This window comes from Microcoleus sp. D3_18a_C4 (assembly GCF_036702415.1).
Taxonomy (GTDB): Bacteria; Cyanobacteriota; Cyanobacteriia; order Cyanobacteriales; family Microcoleaceae; genus Microcoleus.
This window is the reverse complement of record NZ_JAUBTI010000003.1, coordinates 123,079-139,690: the sequence shown is the minus strand read 5'-3', so window position 1 is coordinate 139,690 and position 16,612 is coordinate 123,079. Positions and strand designations below refer to the sequence as shown.

Annotated in this window: 14 protein-coding genes and 2 pseudogenes; 9 read left to right on the top strand and 7 right to left on the bottom strand. The window is 43.2% G+C overall.

Annotation, left to right across the window (positions count from 1 at the left end; genetic code table 11):
- Complete coding sequence (locus QUB16_RS02840; protein ID WP_333052907.1) at positions 1 to 774, top strand: class II aldolase/adducin family protein; 774 nt, start codon at positions 1 to 3, stop codon at positions 772 to 774.
- Between the two features lie 111 nt (positions 775 to 885).
- Here the strand turns inward: QUB16_RS02840 and QUB16_RS02835 are convergent, their stop codons facing one another.
- A complete protein-coding gene (locus QUB16_RS02835) occupies positions 886 to 1,677 on the bottom strand; it encodes an Rpn family recombination-promoting nuclease/putative transposase (RefSeq protein ID WP_333313869.1) in 792 nt (263 codons plus the stop codon).
- A gap of 184 nt (positions 1,678 to 1,861) precedes the next feature.
- Here QUB16_RS02835 and QUB16_RS02830 point away from each other — a divergent pair, with 184 nt between their 5' ends.
- Positions 1,862 to 3,034: a transposase gene (locus QUB16_RS02830; protein WP_333313867.1), complete on the top strand. Its 1,173-nt coding sequence runs from the start codon at positions 1,862 to 1,864 to the stop codon at positions 3,032 to 3,034.
- 56 nt (positions 3,035 to 3,090) lie between these two features.
- On the opposite strand, the pseudogene QUB16_RS02825 reads toward QUB16_RS02830, so the two are convergent.
- The 4 genes and pseudogenes from QUB16_RS02825 to QUB16_RS02810 form a co-directional block, all read right to left on the bottom strand.
- Positions 3,091 to 3,351: pseudogene (locus QUB16_RS02825) on the bottom strand (Rpn family recombination-promoting nuclease/putative transposase); the annotation flags it as partial.
- Positions 3,352 to 3,388: 37 nt separating this feature from the next.
- On the bottom strand, positions 3,389 to 4,135 hold the full coding sequence (locus QUB16_RS02820) for a HEAT repeat domain-containing protein (RefSeq protein ID WP_333313865.1): 747 nt from the start codon (positions 4,133 to 4,135) through the stop codon (positions 3,389 to 3,391).
- 452 nt (positions 4,136 to 4,587) lie between these two features.
- Complete coding sequence (locus QUB16_RS02815; RefSeq protein ID WP_333313863.1) at positions 4,588 to 5,124, bottom strand: GNAT family N-acetyltransferase; 537 nt, start codon at positions 5,122 to 5,124, stop codon at positions 4,588 to 4,590.
- 4 nt (positions 5,125 to 5,128) lie between these two features.
- Positions 5,129 to 5,332 (bottom strand): hypothetical protein, encoded by a 204-nt coding sequence (locus QUB16_RS02810; RefSeq protein WP_333036629.1) that lies wholly within the window; start codon positions 5,330 to 5,332, stop codon positions 5,129 to 5,131.
- Between the two features lie 134 nt (positions 5,333 to 5,466).
- On the opposite strand from QUB16_RS02810, the gene QUB16_RS02805 reads away from it, so the two are divergent.
- The 4 genes from QUB16_RS02805 (at position 5,467) to QUB16_RS02790 (ending at position 10,555) form a co-directional block, all read left to right on the top strand.
- Entirely contained in the window at positions 5,467 to 6,828 is a 1,362-nt protein-coding gene (locus tag QUB16_RS02805; RefSeq protein WP_333313862.1) for a calcium-binding protein, read from the top strand.
- A 215-nt stretch (positions 6,829 to 7,043) separates the two neighbouring features.
- Positions 7,044 to 8,402 carry a calcium-binding protein gene (locus tag QUB16_RS02800; protein ID WP_333313860.1) on the top strand — a complete coding sequence of 453 codons (1,359 nt, stop codon included), beginning with the start codon at positions 7,044 to 7,046 and terminating at the stop codon, positions 8,400 to 8,402.
- Positions 8,403 to 9,120: 718 nt separating this feature from the next.
- Positions 9,121 to 9,747, top strand: a complete 627-nt coding sequence (locus QUB16_RS02795; protein ID WP_333313858.1) for a helix-turn-helix domain-containing protein — start codon at positions 9,121 to 9,123, stop codon at positions 9,745 to 9,747.
- Complete coding sequence (locus tag QUB16_RS02790) at positions 9,713 to 10,555, top strand: transposase (protein WP_333313857.1); 843 nt, start codon at positions 9,713 to 9,715, stop codon at positions 10,553 to 10,555. The genes QUB16_RS02795 and QUB16_RS02790 overlap by 35 nt, the downstream gene beginning before the upstream one ends.
- A gap of 13 nt (positions 10,556 to 10,568) precedes the next feature.
- Here QUB16_RS02790 and QUB16_RS02785 read toward each other — a convergent pair whose 3' ends face one another.
- Both QUB16_RS02785 and QUB16_RS02780 read right to left on the bottom strand, forming a co-directional pair.
- Positions 10,569 to 11,933, bottom strand: a complete 1,365-nt coding sequence (locus QUB16_RS02785) for an MFS transporter (RefSeq protein ID WP_333313856.1) — start codon at positions 11,931 to 11,933, stop codon at positions 10,569 to 10,571.
- Positions 11,934 to 12,067: 134 nt separating this feature from the next.
- Positions 12,068 to 14,131: an Eco57I restriction-modification methylase domain-containing protein gene (locus QUB16_RS02780; protein WP_333313855.1), complete on the bottom strand. Its 2,064-nt coding sequence runs from the start codon at positions 14,129 to 14,131 to the stop codon at positions 12,068 to 12,070.
- 201 nt (positions 14,132 to 14,332) lie between these two features.
- Between QUB16_RS02780 and QUB16_RS02775 the strand changes: the two genes are divergently transcribed.
- From QUB16_RS02775 to QUB16_RS02765, 3 genes and pseudogenes are all read left to right on the top strand, one after another.
- Positions 14,333 to 15,700 carry an AAA family ATPase gene (locus QUB16_RS02775; RefSeq protein ID WP_333313854.1) on the top strand — a complete coding sequence of 456 codons (1,368 nt, stop codon included), beginning with the start codon at positions 14,333 to 14,335 and terminating at the stop codon, positions 15,698 to 15,700.
- Entirely contained in the window at positions 15,693 to 16,475 is a 783-nt protein-coding gene (locus QUB16_RS02770; protein ID WP_333313853.1) for a hypothetical protein, read from the top strand. The genes QUB16_RS02775 and QUB16_RS02770 overlap by 8 nt, the downstream gene beginning before the upstream one ends.
- A gap of 4 nt (positions 16,476 to 16,479) precedes the next feature.
- Positions 16,480 to 16,605, top strand: a pseudogene (locus QUB16_RS02765) (alpha-E domain-containing protein); the annotation flags it as partial.
- Between the last annotated feature and the right edge of the window lie 7 nt (positions 16,606 to 16,612).

Below are 16,612 nucleotides of genomic sequence, written 5' to 3'. Positions count from 1 at the left end.
ATGGTTGCAATAAAAATCCCCAAAGTCACTTTTCAACCCCCGACATTCAACTCAGTTGAAGAAGAACGCCGCCACCGCAAACAACGTTTAGCCGCCGCATTCCGATTATTTGCCCGCTTCGGATTCAGCGAAGGAATTGCCGGACACATCACCGTCCGCGACCCCGAACACCTCGACCATTTCTGGGTTAATTCTTTTGGAATGCACTTTAGTTTAATTCGAGTCAGCGACCTAATTTTAGTCAACCACAAAGGCGAAGTTGTTGAAGGAAATAAACCCGTAAACGAAGCAGCATTTGCCATTCATTCCCAAGTCCACAGCGCCCGCCCCGACGTAATCGCAGCAGCCCACGCTCATTCTCCCTACGGCAAAAGTTGGTCGAGTTTGGGCCGCCTGCTTGACCCGCTGACGCAAGATGCTTGTTCTTTTTATGAAGACCAAAGTTTATTTGACGATTACACCGGAGTTGTTTTGGAAATCGAAGAAGCTAAACGCATCGCCAAAACTTTAGGTGAGAAAAAAGCGATTATTTTACAAAATCACGGACTGTTAACAGTAGGTCAAACAGTAGATGAAGCGGCTTGGTGGTTTATTGCAATGGAACGTTCTTGTCAAGCGCAGTTAATGGCCGAAGCCGCGGGAAAACCAATTCTCATCAAGCCAGAATGTGCGCGTTTAACACAGCAGCAAGTAGGGTCTCACCGTATGGGATGGTTTAGCTTTCAACCGCTTTATGACATGATAGTGCGTCGGGAACCTGACTTATTAGATTAGAAACTCGGCGGTTGAAACCGCTACTACACAAACACAGTCCGCCTGCGGCGAATCAAGAATGAAGGGGGTATTAAAGCCGGATTTAGTATCAGAAGTGCAAAATTTATAAATTCATGCTGACACGGATTCCAGCCAAGCTATCAAATCCTCTTGACTGGTAAAATCTAACAAGATTTCTCCTAAATCATCTAATTGTTCGAGAGATAACTGTTGGATGCGAGTTTGAATTTCCGGCGAAATTTCACCAGTGCGCCGCACGAGTAGACGCAGGATTAATGCTGTTTGCCCCTCAATTATGCCTTCTTTGCGACTTTTAATAATAGCACCGCGCTGGTCTTCAAAAAACATTTCCCGCTTTTCCAATTCTTCTAATTCCTTAAGGGTTAAATTAGTTCGGCTGGCGATGGAAAAAGCTGTTTGAATTTCGGGAATTGATGCAAATTTTTCTGGCATTTCATCGAAGATGGGAGCATTTTTAATAAAATAAATCCAGCTTTGAATTAGGTTTTCGATTTGTTCTAGTTCTTTGTTAAACTTGGGAAGTTCGACAAACACTAATTCGATTTCTCTGTTATAATACTCGAAGTTTTCTTCGAGTTCTTTAAATACAAAATGGGTAAGAAATTTTTCGGTATTTTCAAATAGAATAAAATCTGTAATTTTTAAAGCAATCAGAGGATTTAATTTAGAGTATCCTTCCCTGGGTTTTAGTTGAGTTGCGTAGGTTTTGGCGGCATTGTACACTCCCCGTTTAGCTGAAACAAAAAGAAGCCTCTCGCCTCGCCCGTTGCGGAGGCGATGAGATGAATTTTTGGGCGATGACGAATTGACCAACAACCGATTCAATCCGTAGGATTGACTTCCCCGGTGGGTCGAGGAGGAATCGCTATTTTTAACACTCATAGCGAATCTATAAAATCTTCGATTACATAAGTCATGGTTTTATCGTTTTGAGATGAGTATAAGCGTAGTTTGTTTAATCTACGCTCGGATCTCCTCAAATTTAATGCTTTGTTTTTCATCAATGCCTACATAACGTCTTTGCATTGATGTTATACTATTTGTAGGTCGAAAACCAAGGATAGCAATGAGAACTTCATACCAGTACAAAATTAAACCAACTAAAGAGCAAGTAGAAAAAATCGCTCGAACGCTCGAAATGCTGCGTTGTCAATATAATTATCTACTTTCTCAAAGGTTTGATTGGCATGAGCAAAATTGTTGTCCTCTAGATAGATGTCCCTTAATTTGCCAGATACCAGAGTTAAAAGAGCAGCCTAACTATTACAGTCAAAAGTCATCTGTCACCCAACTTAAAGTAGATAGACCTTGGTATAAAGAGATTCACTCTCAAGTATTGCAAGAAGTCCCTAAGAAAGTCAAGATAACTTTTGAACGATGGTTAAAAGGTGATAGTAATGGAAAGAAATCTGGTAGACCGAGATTTAAAGGCGTGGGGCAATACAAAACATTGACGTACCCTCAATTCAAGAGACATCATTTTGCTAACAACAAAATCACACTGTCAAAAATTGGGGATGTTAAGGTAATTGTTCACCGTCCCATACCTGTAGGGTTTTATATCAAGACCGTATCTGTCACCAAAAAAGCAGATGGTTATTATGTAACCCTAAGTCTTGATGACCAAACGGTTCCCACAATCAAACCTGATTTTAACTCGGACAATATCGTTGGTATTGATGTAGGCTTAATCGATTTCTATGTTGCTTCGGATGGTGCGAGAATTAACGCGCCCAAACATCTACGTAAAGCTGAACGCAAATTAAAATCAGCGCAACGTCATGTTTCTCGGAGAAAAAAAGGTTCTAACCGTCGCAAGAAAGCTATTAAAAAACTAGCTATCCAGCACAAAAAAGTTGCGGATACTCGTAAAGACTTCCACTTTAAGACAGCTAGAACGCTGCTCGATAAGTACGATGTCATAGCTGTGGAAAAGTTGAATATCAAAGGACTCGTTAAAACTAAACTGGCTAAAAGTATTAATGATGCTGGGTGGGGACAGTTTATCCTCATACTTTCAAACAAAGCCGAAAATGCTGGCTTGAAAGTAATAACTGTAAATCCGAACGGCACAAGCCAAGAATGTTCTAACTGCGGTCACAAAGTTAAAAAGCTGCTATCCCAAAGAATGCACAATTGCCCGGTATGCCATACAAGTTTGTGCAGGGATTTGAATGCGGCTATAAACATAAAGGCGCGTGGGACGCACGCCCTCAAAGCTCAATTAATGTCCTCATAGAGGAGTCGTTGAGAAGCCCACACTCACTCGAAAGGGAGTGTGTGGAGTACGTCACTAAAAGCTTCTACATTTATTACCTGCATTTTTTCGATAATCACAGTTTTGTTGCCTGTAATTTTGGCTTTAACATCCAGGTAAGTGTCTTTTAATCCAGTAACGCTCGGCGCGGCGTAAGGGTCAATAATTTCTAAGTCTTCAATGGTTGGCTGTGCGTCATAGAGCATCGCATTGAGGAAGCTAATCAAAATGTCTTTGCTCTGGGGCGAACCAAAAATTTTTTTGAAACCAAAATCTGTTTTAGCACTGATGAAAGGCATAATTAATAGTGGGTAATTGGTAATGGGGGCGCTTAAATCACAAAAGTCCTTCCATTTCTAAATCTTCAATTATCTGCAATCCGCGCGGGTCGCCCACTCGCAAAAGTGAAGATTTAGCATCTTCCCGCACGCCCATATCTTCATCTTCTTCTAAAGCTTCAATCAAACCGTCGATCGCCCCAGCGTACACTATATTATTCGGCAATTCGCGTGCCAGTTGCCCGATCGCCCAAGCGCAGTTGCTCCGCACGGCAGATACAGGATCTCCCCGCAGCGCTTGAATCAACGGTGGAATCGCCGCAATCACCACATAGTAACCAACTTTTGCCATTTGACCCAGAGAACTCGCCGCCCACAAACGCACCGCCGAAATATCTGTTTTCAGAGCATCAATTAAAGATGGCAAAGCGCGGTGATCCCTGCAATTTCCCAGGGCCCAAACTACCCCTTTGCGAACGTAACCGTTCCAGTCGCAGTTAAGCTGAAGAATCAGCGGTTCCACAGCATCGGGACTCGGATTTCGCCCCAACGCATAAGCCGCGCTCACTCGCACCAAGGGGCAACCGTCTCTCAATAAATTAATTAAATGCGAAATTGCTCGATCGTCCTGCAGTTCGCAAAAAGCCCGCGCCGCAATCATCCGGTGCTGAGGTTCCGGGGATGCAAGCATTGGCAGCATTTCATCGGGATCTGGCAGCGAGGGTTCGGATTCGTCAAATTGATCCAAAGGGCTTTCCAGTTCCGTGTCAGTATCAAGGGCGTTGGAGTAGTCGTTATTGTTCATAAAAAAACTTTACCGCACAGAGGATGCTCCTAAGCAACTCAGTCAGCAGTCAATAATTGTAGGGTGCGCGCGCACTACCTTACTACTGAGATATTGCACCATTGTCAGCAACAGGCAAGATGCCTGTTCCACAAGAAAATTTGTCTGTTGTGGAACAGGCATCTTGCCTGTTCATAAAAGGCTAATTGAGAATGGTGCAACATATGACTTACTACAAACAAATTCCTCTGCTGTCACCTAAGTTGGTAGCGAGGACTTCAGTCCTCATAATTGCTGTCACCTAAGTTTGTAGTGAGGACTTCAGTCGTCATAATTTGGATAAATCAGGACTAAAATCCTTACTACAAACGAATATCTATGCTGTTACTTAAGTTGGTAGTGAGGACTTCAGTCCTCATAATTTGGACGAATCAGGATTTTAGCCCTGATTCCAAACCAGTAGAATTTATATTTCAAAGGGATTTGAGCATCGAGAGGGAATGAGTTTGATAGCCTAATTTTTGATAGAGATTCACCGCAGGCTGATTGCTCAGAAATACTTGCAAACCAATTTGCCGATCGCCTCTTTCCCGCGCCCAATTTTCAGCATGAATAACTAAAGCTGCACCGACTCCTAGACGGCGATGTTCCGGTGCGACGTACAGCAAAAAAATGTAAGCGTAGCGTTCTCCGGTGGTTTGGTCGATCGCATTTCCCAACCACAAACATCCGACAACCGATGTCAGATTTTGGGCTTGAGATTGGGGATTGAGATGCTGCGAGGGCAGCGCCGGCAAAATTTCTGCCTCTTCCTGGGTGTTTTTCTGGCACTCTACCCACCAAACCGGCGTCTGGTTAGAAAAATACTGCTCGACAGTTTGAGCCAAATGTCCCAATTCGCCATCCGGGTAAAGCTCTCGGTAAGTCCGGTGCATAAACTTTACCAGTTTTGCTCGATCGAGTCCCGATCCCGATCGCAGCCAGTAGCCCGGTATTAGTTGAGCAGACATCAGCTCAGCGGACACGGAAAGCTGAATAATTTAGCCCCAAGAAAATTGGATTCACTACTGCCGCTTGCTTTTGGGGGATCGCTTCCTCAATCGGCGCCGGGGCAGCCATGTCACCAGGCAAAAAGATGCGAGCGCTGACTGCTACCAGAGCCGCGAAAAATACTAATACCGCTATTAATGGAGCAATGTATTGACGAATGATACCCATAACCGCAAAAACTTTATTCTTGAGTTGATATTATCAAGTGTACCATACAAATCTTGTCAGCTATAATGGTTGATTGGACACTTAGCTCAAGAAGAGAGCGATCGCAAATACCAACAAACACAAAATATAATATTATGGCTGCCTCGCCTGCTGTTTATGAAGCTCTGGCTAAATCAATTGTTTTTTTGAATCAAAAGCCGAGCGAGCAAAATGAAGTTTCGAGTTTCCTGGATACTAATGGCTACTATATCGATCGCATATTCGACGACCCAGAAACAAACTTTTATGCGATCGGGTTCGGTTCATCCAATCCCGAAAACCCGCCCGCCCTGGTATTTAAAGGTACAGACTTCATCGACGGCGACGCTATCTTTTCCGACTCGCGGGACATTGGTGTACCTGAATTTGAAAAGAACAAAGATAATATCCAAAATTGGCTCACAGAAATCGGTCAAAATACTGGTAAAAACCCCAGCAAATTATTGCCCGATGTCATCGGGCACAGTTGGGGCGGAGCAATCGCTCAACTTGTAGCAACGGAATACACAACTCTGACCGGCGATATCTTTACTTTCAACTCTCCGGGAGTATCAGCGAGTACCTTCACCAGTTTTCGGAGAAATCTCAGCAGGGCAGGCAACAAAAATGTCACTCACTACATTGTCAGCGGAGATTTCGTCAGCTTGTTTGGCGAAGCATTTATTCCGGGTAAAGTATTTATCCAAAGTTTTACCGATCCGAGTATTAATCCCTTAACTGTGTTGGCAAAACATCGAACTGAAAATTTGTTAACTACTCCGCCCGTGGGTTTTTTGCAGAGGCAAATTTCCGTAGAACAATTAAACAGTCCCGAATTTACTTATAACAACGATTCAGATTTTAACGAGTTTATCGCTGCGATGAATTTCGCCCTGCCCAATGTGTCAGTCGCCATCAGAAGCAGAGGCGGTGCAGAGAGGGTGAGAACAGCACCAGAATTTTCTTTTGTGCAGTTGATCAGAGAAATGCAATACGGTTTAGCTCCCTTACAACCGAATTATTTATCAGGCGACGCTCGCAACAATACTGCTACCGGCGGCCCTGGAGAGGATACAGTTATCGGCAACGGCGGTAACGATACTCTCAGAGGCAATCGAGGTAATGACAGCATCACCGGTGGTGATGGCGACGATTTCTTGTACGGCGGCAGAGATAACGATTATTTCGAGGGTGGCGACGGAAACGATTTGGTTTCCGGCGAGTTTGGCAACGATTTTTTAATTGGTGGCGCGGGACGCGATCGCTTTGTATTGGAATCCGGCGGCGGAGCAGATGTGATTTTAGATTTTCAAGATAGTGAAGATTTAATTACACTGTCGAGGGGTCTAACTTTTCCTCAAATTAGAGTAACCCAAGGTGGTGACGGAGCTTTAATTAGTATCCCGATTACTGGGGAAATTCTTGCTACTCTCAGAGGCGTAGTTGCCAGCGATATTACGCGGGTAGATTTTGTATAGCTTTAGGGGGAGAAAAATTTGTAGTTTGGGTGGCGCGAAACCGGGGTGGGTTTTGTAGCAAAATTGTTTGTATCCACAAAAAATGTCGGCTAAAGCTGCCCCTACAAAGCAACGAAATATGACAAATTAATATGGTTAATAACCGGAGTTTACAGTAAACTTAATTAAGTAGCTTAAACACTAATTCCCAATCTAACGACAGGAAATTAAAAAATATGCCCTCATCCCCCGCCGCTTACGAAACTATAGCCAAGCAACTTGTTTACATAGATAACAACCCCCAGTCTCAAACTTTATTTCAAACGGGTTTGACCGCTGCTGGCTACCAAATCGATCGCACTTTTGACGATCCCGGAACTGGATTTCACGCGATCGGCTTAATTTCCACCACCCCAGACAAACCGCCTGTTTTGGTATTTCGCGGCACTGACACGCCCGTAGACGATATTGCCAACGCAGACCCGCGCGGCGCCGGTTTCAACCAATTTGAAGCCAACAAACAAGCATTAGGAAATTGGCTGACACAAATCAGTCAAGATACAGCAAAAAACCCCAGCCGCTTGCCACCAGACCTTCTCGGACACAGCTTGGGCGGCGCCATAACGCAACTAGCCGCCACCGAATTTACCTCTACTATCGGAGATATTGTCACCTTCAATTCTCCCGGAGTTGAGCAGAGTACCGTCAATACATTTAAGCAGAAAGCCGGGGCAGGAAAAAATGTAACTCACTACATAGTTAACGGGGATTTTGTTAGTTTGGGAGGAGAAGCTTTTCTCCCCGGAAAAGTAGTTCTTCAAACATTTACTAACCCGATTATCAACCCACTACTTGTCTTGGACAAGCACACCCAGAGCGGTTTGTTAAGTGTTCCTCCTCCCGGCTTAACTCAGGCAGAAATCTCTGTAGACCAGTTGAACCGCCCTGATTTCACTTTCACAGATTCCGATTATTTAGAACTGTTAGCTGGCTTAGACTTTGCACTGCCTGCCTTGGGAGCATCGCTGGAATCGCGCAGCAGTTTAGAACAATTAAGAACGGCTCCGGGAAGCTCCTTTTTAGGAAACGTTGCGGCAATGAAAACTGCTCTCGATGTCTCCCAAATTAATAATTTAGTAGGCGACGATGCCAACAATACAGCATCAGGTTTTGCAGGGGACGATATTATCACTGGCAATGGGGGAAACGACACTCTCAGCGGCAACAAAGGCAACGATATTATCAGCGGTGGCGTCGGCAACGACCAGCTATTAGGCGGCAAAGGGGATGACAATTTGAGCGGTGGAGAAGGAGACGATACACTCATTGGCGCAATGGGTGCTGATCTCTTAATTGGTGGCGCGGGACGCGACGTATTGGTGTTAGGACTAGGGGCCGGTACAGATACACTTGTAGACTTTCAAAAGGGTGAAGATTTAATCGGTTTGAGCCGAGGTTTGAGCTTCAACCAATTGAGAGTTACTGCAGGCGATTTTATAACGACGATTGAAATTGCCAGTAACGGCGAAGTTCTGGCCAGTATTCCTGGCATTCCAAGTAGTCCGCTAACAGCTAGCGATTTTATTGCGATTTAGTTGGCGGCTGGCAATACAGATATTCGGTAGGGACACAACATTGTTGTGTCCTTATTTTGTCTTAGGAACGCAAGCGCACAGAATTTATACTCGTTCGATGATTAAAAACATCAATATTGCAGCAGGGGCGGGTTCACCGAAATCTCGAAAAAGTAGTGCAGACATTGGTAAACCGGCGTTGCATAATTGCGGGATGATTTTGATTGCTTTGTGGGATGGGCGTCCCGCCCGAAAGCGTGTATTTTCACAGCAGGCGGGACGGCTAACCCCTACTCCCCACAAGAATCATCCTCAAATTGTGCAACGCGGGCCTTGCATAATTGCGGGATGATTTTGATTGCTTTGTGGGATGGGCGTCCCGCCCGAAAGCGTGTATTTTCACAGCAGGCGGGACGGCTAACCCCTACTCCCCACAAGAATCATCCTCAAATTGTGCAACGCGGGTAAACCCGCCCCACCCGTATCTGATAATTATAGCCATCGGACTTGATATTAACTATCAGCCGGGAAGTCCCTCGGTATATTTAAAGGGGATTAATCTGAGCGCTGCGCGAAGTACCCCGTTGGGAATTACGCCCGCGTGATGGAAAGAAGCGTCGGAGGTCGCGGACGGAAGCCGACAATTAGACATTGCAAGTACCTTTAACTTTGATGTACTTTCTAAACATTAAATTGAAAAAATGGTACATTAAAGTAGGTCGAAAAAAGGAAGTTTTCCATGCAACTGACATACAAATACCGCCTCAAACCCACAAAAGCCCAACTAGCAACAATGGTGGCTCATTTAGAACTCTGTCGTCGGCAGTACAACTACCGACTCGGCGAAAGATTTAGGTGGTGGGAAGCGACGAGAACACCTATCAATGCCTGCCCCTTGATTGTTTCTATAGTCCCTGTTGAGGAGATTTATCAAAATATTCCCTTAACTAGGGTGCAGACTAGGGATGGCAGAAAAAAGGATGAGTCAGGCAATCCTTTGACCAGAAAAGGTGACATTTTCTCAAATATTGAAGGCGGTTACGTCCAGTGGCAAACCATACAGCTTGCTGACCTGAAAAACACTAAAAAACTATTTCCTGATTACAAAGTGTTGGATTCGCAGGTTTTGCAGGATGTTGTAAACAGGGTGGAAACTTCCTTTTCAAATTTCACCACGCCGGACAAAAATGGCAATCGTAGAGGCAAACCCAAGTTCAAAGGGTTTCACTACTACAAATCTTTCACTTACTCTCAATTAGACAACTTAGATATTGCTAAGGATGAGCAAAATAGGATTTGTATTAACCTGGCGAAAATAGGTAAGCGTGCCTATGGTTTTCCATCGTTCAATACCAACAGGATTTAAGGTTAAGACGGGAACGGTTATCAGAGAAGCGGATGGGTGGTATATTTCCCTGACGCTAGGAGATAAGACGGTTCCCGTAACGGTTGCAGAAATTCAACCGACTGATGAAAATACTGTTGGTATCGACTTGGGAATTACTAATTACGTTTATCTTTCTAATGGCGAAAGAGTTGAAAATCCTAAATTCTTGAGGAAGTCGGCCCAGAGATTGGCAAGACTTCAAACGAAGTTAGCTAAAAAAATGAAGGGTTCCAAGCCTTGGAAAGTTATCAAGGACAGGATTTCTAAACTCCATCAGTTTGTAGCTAGAGCTAGATTGGATTTTCAGTTTAAAACGGCACAGCAGCTCTTCGGTAAATGTGATGTTTTAGTTGTTGAAGATTTGAGTGTCAAAAACCTGACTAGACGTGCCAAGCCGAAGACTGAGATTGACAACGGTAATTTAGTTTACTTGCCGAATGGTCAATCAGCTAAAAGTGGCTTGAATAAATCAATGCTTGATGTTGCTCATGGGCAATTCGCCAGCGTCCTCAAGTATGTTGCTTGGAAGTTAGGTAAAATTGTTCTGTTTGTTGACCCCAAAGGCACATCTGGGCATTGCTGGAATTGCCTTAACAAAGTACCGAAAGAATTGTCAGATAGATGGCATTCTTGTCAGTGTGGAGAATCTTTGGATCGCGATGAGAATTCAGCCAAACTTATAAAAAAGATTGGTCTAAGTTGCGAAAGTGGCGGGGGAACTCCGTCACTCAAAAAAGCCTTTGCAAAAAAGGAAAAAGAAGCCTGCGGTCTAACTGTACTCAGTTGACCGTCAGGTTCGTTCACTCGAAATCGTCAAGTCCAGGTCTGGGCATGGATGCTAATTTTTTCTCATCGTCTAGGGGCAGAAAGAAAATCGTCAGCATACCGGGAATCACAGCCAGCGCGCTCATCAAAAAATAATTTTGATAGCCGAGACTCGCCTGCAAGTAGCCGCTAAAAACGCCCGGAATCAGCACTCCTGCGGCCATAAAAGCCGTTGTAATTGCATAGTGAGATGCTTCGTATTCAGGGCGGACAGTCCGCATCAAGAACACTGTATACGCAGCTACGCCAAGTCCGTAAGTAAATTGCTCGATCGAATTTACAGCATAAGCCCATTCAATCCCCGGCTGATTGATTGCCAACAGCCAATACAGCACGTTAGTTGAATTTTGCAGAATTGCCGTCGGCCACATCCATTTTTTCAATCCTTGTTTAGCAATCAAATAGCCGCCCAGCAACCCTCCTATTAACAAAAACATTACCCCTAAAGTACCGGATAATAAGCCCATATCCGACGTAGAAACTGCTAATCCTCCTTTCTCAACTTTATCCATTAAAAATGGAGGAGCCATTTTAAACGTCAAGGCATCGCCCAAGCGAAAAATCAAGACGTAAGCCACAATCCAACCTATTTTATCTTGCTGAAAATAAGTTTTGAATGCTTCGATAAAGCTGGTTGTTCGTTGAGGAATGTCGGATTCCAGATCGTAATTGCGAGGATAGGGAAGATACCACCGCTGAAAAAGATATATCAGCACAAACATAATCGCACAAATGCCAAAAGCTGTCGCCCATCCGTAGTTAAGCGCCGACACGCTAAAATCCGAACCGAAAAGTGACAGCGGAATGTTTTGATATATTTTGGTGTCACCTGTATTTCCGCTGACTAAATGCTGCTCTGCCAGTTTCCCCGCTAAGAACACCAATAAACCGCTACCGGCAATGACAGCACCTCTATAAGCCGTGTTGCGAAGCCCGACAAATAGTGCTTGTTGGTCTTTATTTAGAGTGTTTAAATAAAATCCGTCAATGGCGATGTCGTGAGTAGCTGACACAAAGGCGATCGCGGTAAAGATAACAAGCGATATAATAATCGGTGCCGGCGTTAATACGCCAAAAGCTAGGAAAGCAAACAGAAAAGCACAAATGATTTCGGTTGCTAAAATCCATTTGCGTTTGGTGGAATACAAATCAACAACTGGCCCCCACAAACCTTTTAAAACCCAAGGAAAAGACAACAGACTTGTCAATCCGATGAGCTCGTTGCTGGTTCCCATACCTTTCAAAAAAATCACCGACATTAAATTAACGACGGTGTAAGGGAGACCTTGAGCGAAGTATAATACTGATACCCACAATCCAGCGTTATGCTTTTTTTCCATTGGAGAGATATTTTACCTACTTACTTATTTGATTTACTGAGTGCGATCGACAATTCCGGTCAATTAAACCGTTTGCATCACAGTATATGTCATTCCGATGCCAGCGGCAGCCATATAAATAGTGTATTTTAGCATTATTCTGGCTCACAAATATTTTCATTTTTGGAATAAGCCTGCAATAATTTTTCTCCGTTAAAATGAACGAGGTAAGCGCGAAGATTCTTGTCCCAGTCAGAAGAGTCATAAGTTCGCAGCAGTTCCAAAGCACTTTCTTCTATCTGATATGCAGTTTTTGGACTATTCACCGGACGTTCGGGACTGTCAGGATTAACAACAATTAAACCTGCATCGAGAAACTGATGCACCGTTTGGCGGCGCACAGTTTCCCGCGTATTTGGCGCATACTTTTTACCGTATTGCTGAGCCATAAATTCCATAATTGGTGTGATTCCCCGAAGTGGAGATTTTGCCAATCCCCAAGCATCCTTTGGCTTGAGGTCAAGCAAAGCCAGAAGGGTTAAGGCGGAACGTTCGTTAAGCTGACCTTTTGGAAAACCCAGCGCTGCAAGTATTTCTAGAGATTCATCAATACGGTTCTTGATTGTGATTGGGCTATTTTCTAACGGATTGGGATCGTTCAGCAGTTGTGTCTCGACAAGTCGATCGATCTCCCGCTGTGTAGGAAATATGTCTCCTATTTGAGCGCCAAGTAAAAGTAATTGCTCTACATTAGGATACTTCAAAGTGCGTAAATCAGTAGCATTAACTTGAGTGTGTCCGTTGAACAGGCGAAAAAACGCATCTACCAAACTCGAATTTAGATAAACGGCCAATCCCCGCGCCAGGGTGAGGTCTAATCCGCGTCCCTGTTGGTGAAAGTAATTCAAATGGTTCTCAAAACCCACGCGAGAACTATTAATTTTATTGGCATCCCAGACAACTGCAACAATTCGCTTTTTCTCTTCCTTTGAGGAGAAGCGCTTGTTCAAAACATAATGTTCGTTAGGTACGAGGAGTGCAGCAGTTTTTTCCGTGACAGCTAAAGCTTGATGCTTTCTCGTTGCTGTGGGATATTCAACACCGCCAGCCGAGAAGTGTGCGGGATAAATCAGCGGAACAGTACCGTCTTCAGGTGTTAGCCGCAAGTCAGAGCGAACACGAAAATCTACAACTTTTCCGGTAGAAACTGTTAAGCCTAATTCCTCTAGGGTGCAAGTAAATTGAGCTATTTGCTCGACTACTTTCTGGCTGACAGAATCCGGTAAAATCCGAATAAATTGCTCGGAATCTTGGGGATTAATTAGGGCGGTATAGGGCAGTTGGTGAGACAAAACCAGGTCGTCGCCCACGCTGCTGCTTGAGGTAATTAGTACAGTATCTGGCTGTTCTATTTGTTTGGTGGCGCGCACAATAATAGTTTCTTGCAGCACTGCATCATCGCGAAATGCCAACTGTCGGGATTCAAATATATGTACTTGGCGTAAAGCCATCATTTGAAGGAATACTTTGCGGAAGTCTCGAAAGTATAAACCGTTGCAACAACTGCGGGGAGTAATCGACACTAATTCACCGTTTGGTTTGAGCAGGTGAGCAGCAGCAACTGTGAATCCAGCGTAGAGATTGCTGGTTTCTAGTCCTATAGAACGCAGCAAGGTGCGGGCTTGGGACTTAGCGTCTATCTTGGCATAGGGAGGATTGATAATTGCATGGGTAAATTCCCGTTTTACTGGTTGTGTAAATAGATTGGGCTGCAACATATCGGCGCTGTCTTGAATAAAATCTATTTCGCGAAGTTCACAGGTAAAAGATATGCCAAAACGCTGACATTCAATTCTGCACAATTCTAAGGTTTCCTTGAGGTATTCAATCAAAACAAGGTCAATTTCATAAGCTGTAACGTGCAGGCTGTGCGGTTTGTTTGGGCGCTGGCAAAGTTCGCAAACAACGGCTGCTAACAGGGAACCAATACCAGCCCCGGCATCTAAAAGCGATATATCGGGACAGTTAAATTCAAACATTCCCGCCATCAAACTTGCGACTGAGGAAGGTGTTAAAAATTGTCCCTTTTCTCCTCTCTGGCTTTGCTGCAACTTTCGGGTTGCTTCTTGGCGCCAGCCATCTACTCGATCGAGTAAATTGCTTGCAGTTGAGTAGCTGTTACCCGGAAGGGCTAGCGTTTGAAAGTGCGGTACTATCATTTGTTCAAAAAGTGCGATTTCGAGTTCAGTTTATTTTCGCCTAAAATTGCACCGATGTGCGAAAATGTCAAGCTCACTAGAAAATATATAACTTATCCAAAAGTATGTTGACTGTTCATATAGCTAGATCGGGAGGTAGCTAACGATGACACAAACTCAAACCAAGCGTTATGATTTTACTTAAGTATCTAGGTTTAAATCATGACAACTATCAACTGGAATGAAGTTTTAGATAGTATTTCAGAGAATGCAGAAGAGCCAGAAGTCGAAGATAGATTTGTCAAACGCCTTCTAAATGCACTTGGATTCAGCTCTGATGAGTGGGTACAACAGTTTAAAACAGGAAAGGGTCCTGCTGATTTTGCTGCTCGCAAGAATCACGATGAGGATAAATTTTCAGTTTCTAAGATTAACCCATACTTAATCATTGAAGTTAAAGGGAGAGTATCAGGAAAGGCCATCAATAACTTAGCAGAAGGTACTCCCACGTACAAAAAAACTAAAGAACAGATAACACGTTATCTTCTGGATGCTAAGTGCCAAACATCTCAATGGGGTATGATCACTAACTCAACAGATATCCAGCTATTCCGTAAACATGGTAAAATCGTATTGCCTGCTACTGACTGCATGAGAATAACCAAAAATAATATTATTAAAATTATTACTAAAATTAAGAACTTGCTGGAAAAACCACCCACAGCTTTAACAATTTGCATCTATAATGATAAGGGAGGTGTGGGAAAAACTACAACGACAATCAACTTGGCGGCGATTCTTCGACAACAGCAGAAAAAAGTGCTTGTTGTTGACTTCGATCCACAACAAGGAGATTTAACAGATTCATTAGGCTTACAGGAGGGAAAAGTCAAACTATCTGATTGCCTGATTAAGACAGCACTTAATGTTAAAGAAACTCTTCAAGCATTTAATGTGAAGAATAAAGCAGGTCTATTAGTTAAGGTGTTTGATGTCATCCCATCTGATTCAGGATTATCGAAGTTCATGACTCATGATTATGAATCACAAATTGAGAAAGGTTCAGCAAGGCTGCGAGATTTGCTTGATATTTTTGTTAGTAATTATGATTACATCTTAATTGATGCACCTACGAACTGGACTTTTTTTAGTAAAAGCTGTGTGGGAGCTTCGGATGTAATCCTCATGCCAACAGAACACAATAACTTTTCATCTTTAAAAAATGCTGCTAAAGTTATTAAAGTATTCTTACCTGAAGTTAAGAAGCTTAGGCAGGACGGTGGCCCTATTGCCTTGCCGATTTTTTTCAATAGACATAAAGAAACAGAGGCTTCAATCAAAAGAGCCAATGCAGAAATTGAAGCAATTCTTACAGTTAAGAAAGGAGACACTTATATTAAAGATCCTAATTTGTTACCCTATTATTGGCCTAAATATACAAAAGCGGTGAGCGATAAAAGTATATTTACAGTTCCAGAATATGAAGTTGTTTCAACTGCTGCTTTTTCTCGAAAGCCAGCAGTTTTTCTACACAAAAAGGCGGCCGAGTATTACTTAAAATTAGCTAGGGAGTATTTCTTGTATGAATAATTCAGAAAACATCGGTAAGTTAATGCACTTGGAGTTAGCTAAAATTGAATCAGCAGAATCCTGCTCTGAGTCAGAGTTTGTTATTGCCGGAGCAGCCGAAGCCATCTTACAATCGGGTAATCGCAATTGGATTCCGATTATCGTCAAAGAAACAGGCGATTATCAGTATGAAGTTGTGAGCAATAACTTTGTCTATGCTGTTGCTAAAAAAGCTCAATTAGAGCGAGCATGGTGTATTGTCATTGACCCAAAACCATCAAATATTGAACAAGCGAAGATTCTAGGGCGAGAAGCAAATCCCACAGTCAATCTAAGTACAGCATCAAAAGATACTATTATAGCTGCACTTGAATACTTAGTTAAAGAACAGAAGTGGAAGAATGTAAAACCAGTTGAAGCTGCAAATAAAATTTTAGCTTCTAACCGGGAGCAATGGTCAGATTTTATCCCTCTGACTAAGCTACCATGTGGTTTGAGTAAGGCGAGATTAGATTGTATTACTAAAGTGTTTTCTATATCGCCACCACCACCACCACCGCCACCTCCTGAAGCGGTTAGCGTGAAACGTGCATCAAGAGATGAAATTTTCGATCGCCTCAATTACTTATCAACTAATAAAATAGGCGGCTTTGAAAATATTGATGCCGAAAAAACAGCCGATGCTATCTTCACCGCGAATAAAGGCAAGTGGAAAAGCCTAACTCCAATTGCCAAGCTTGAATGCGGCCTTGATACAGCCAAAATGAAAATCATTAAAACCCTATTTAGCCTGTAAAACTATGTTAAGTGGTGTCGCGGATTCAATTTACTGGCTCAACCGCTATATTGAAATATCGGAAAATATCGCCGATTTTGCCGAGGTCAATTTTAATCTCATTCTCGACTCTCCCAGCGATATTGCTCAACTATTTA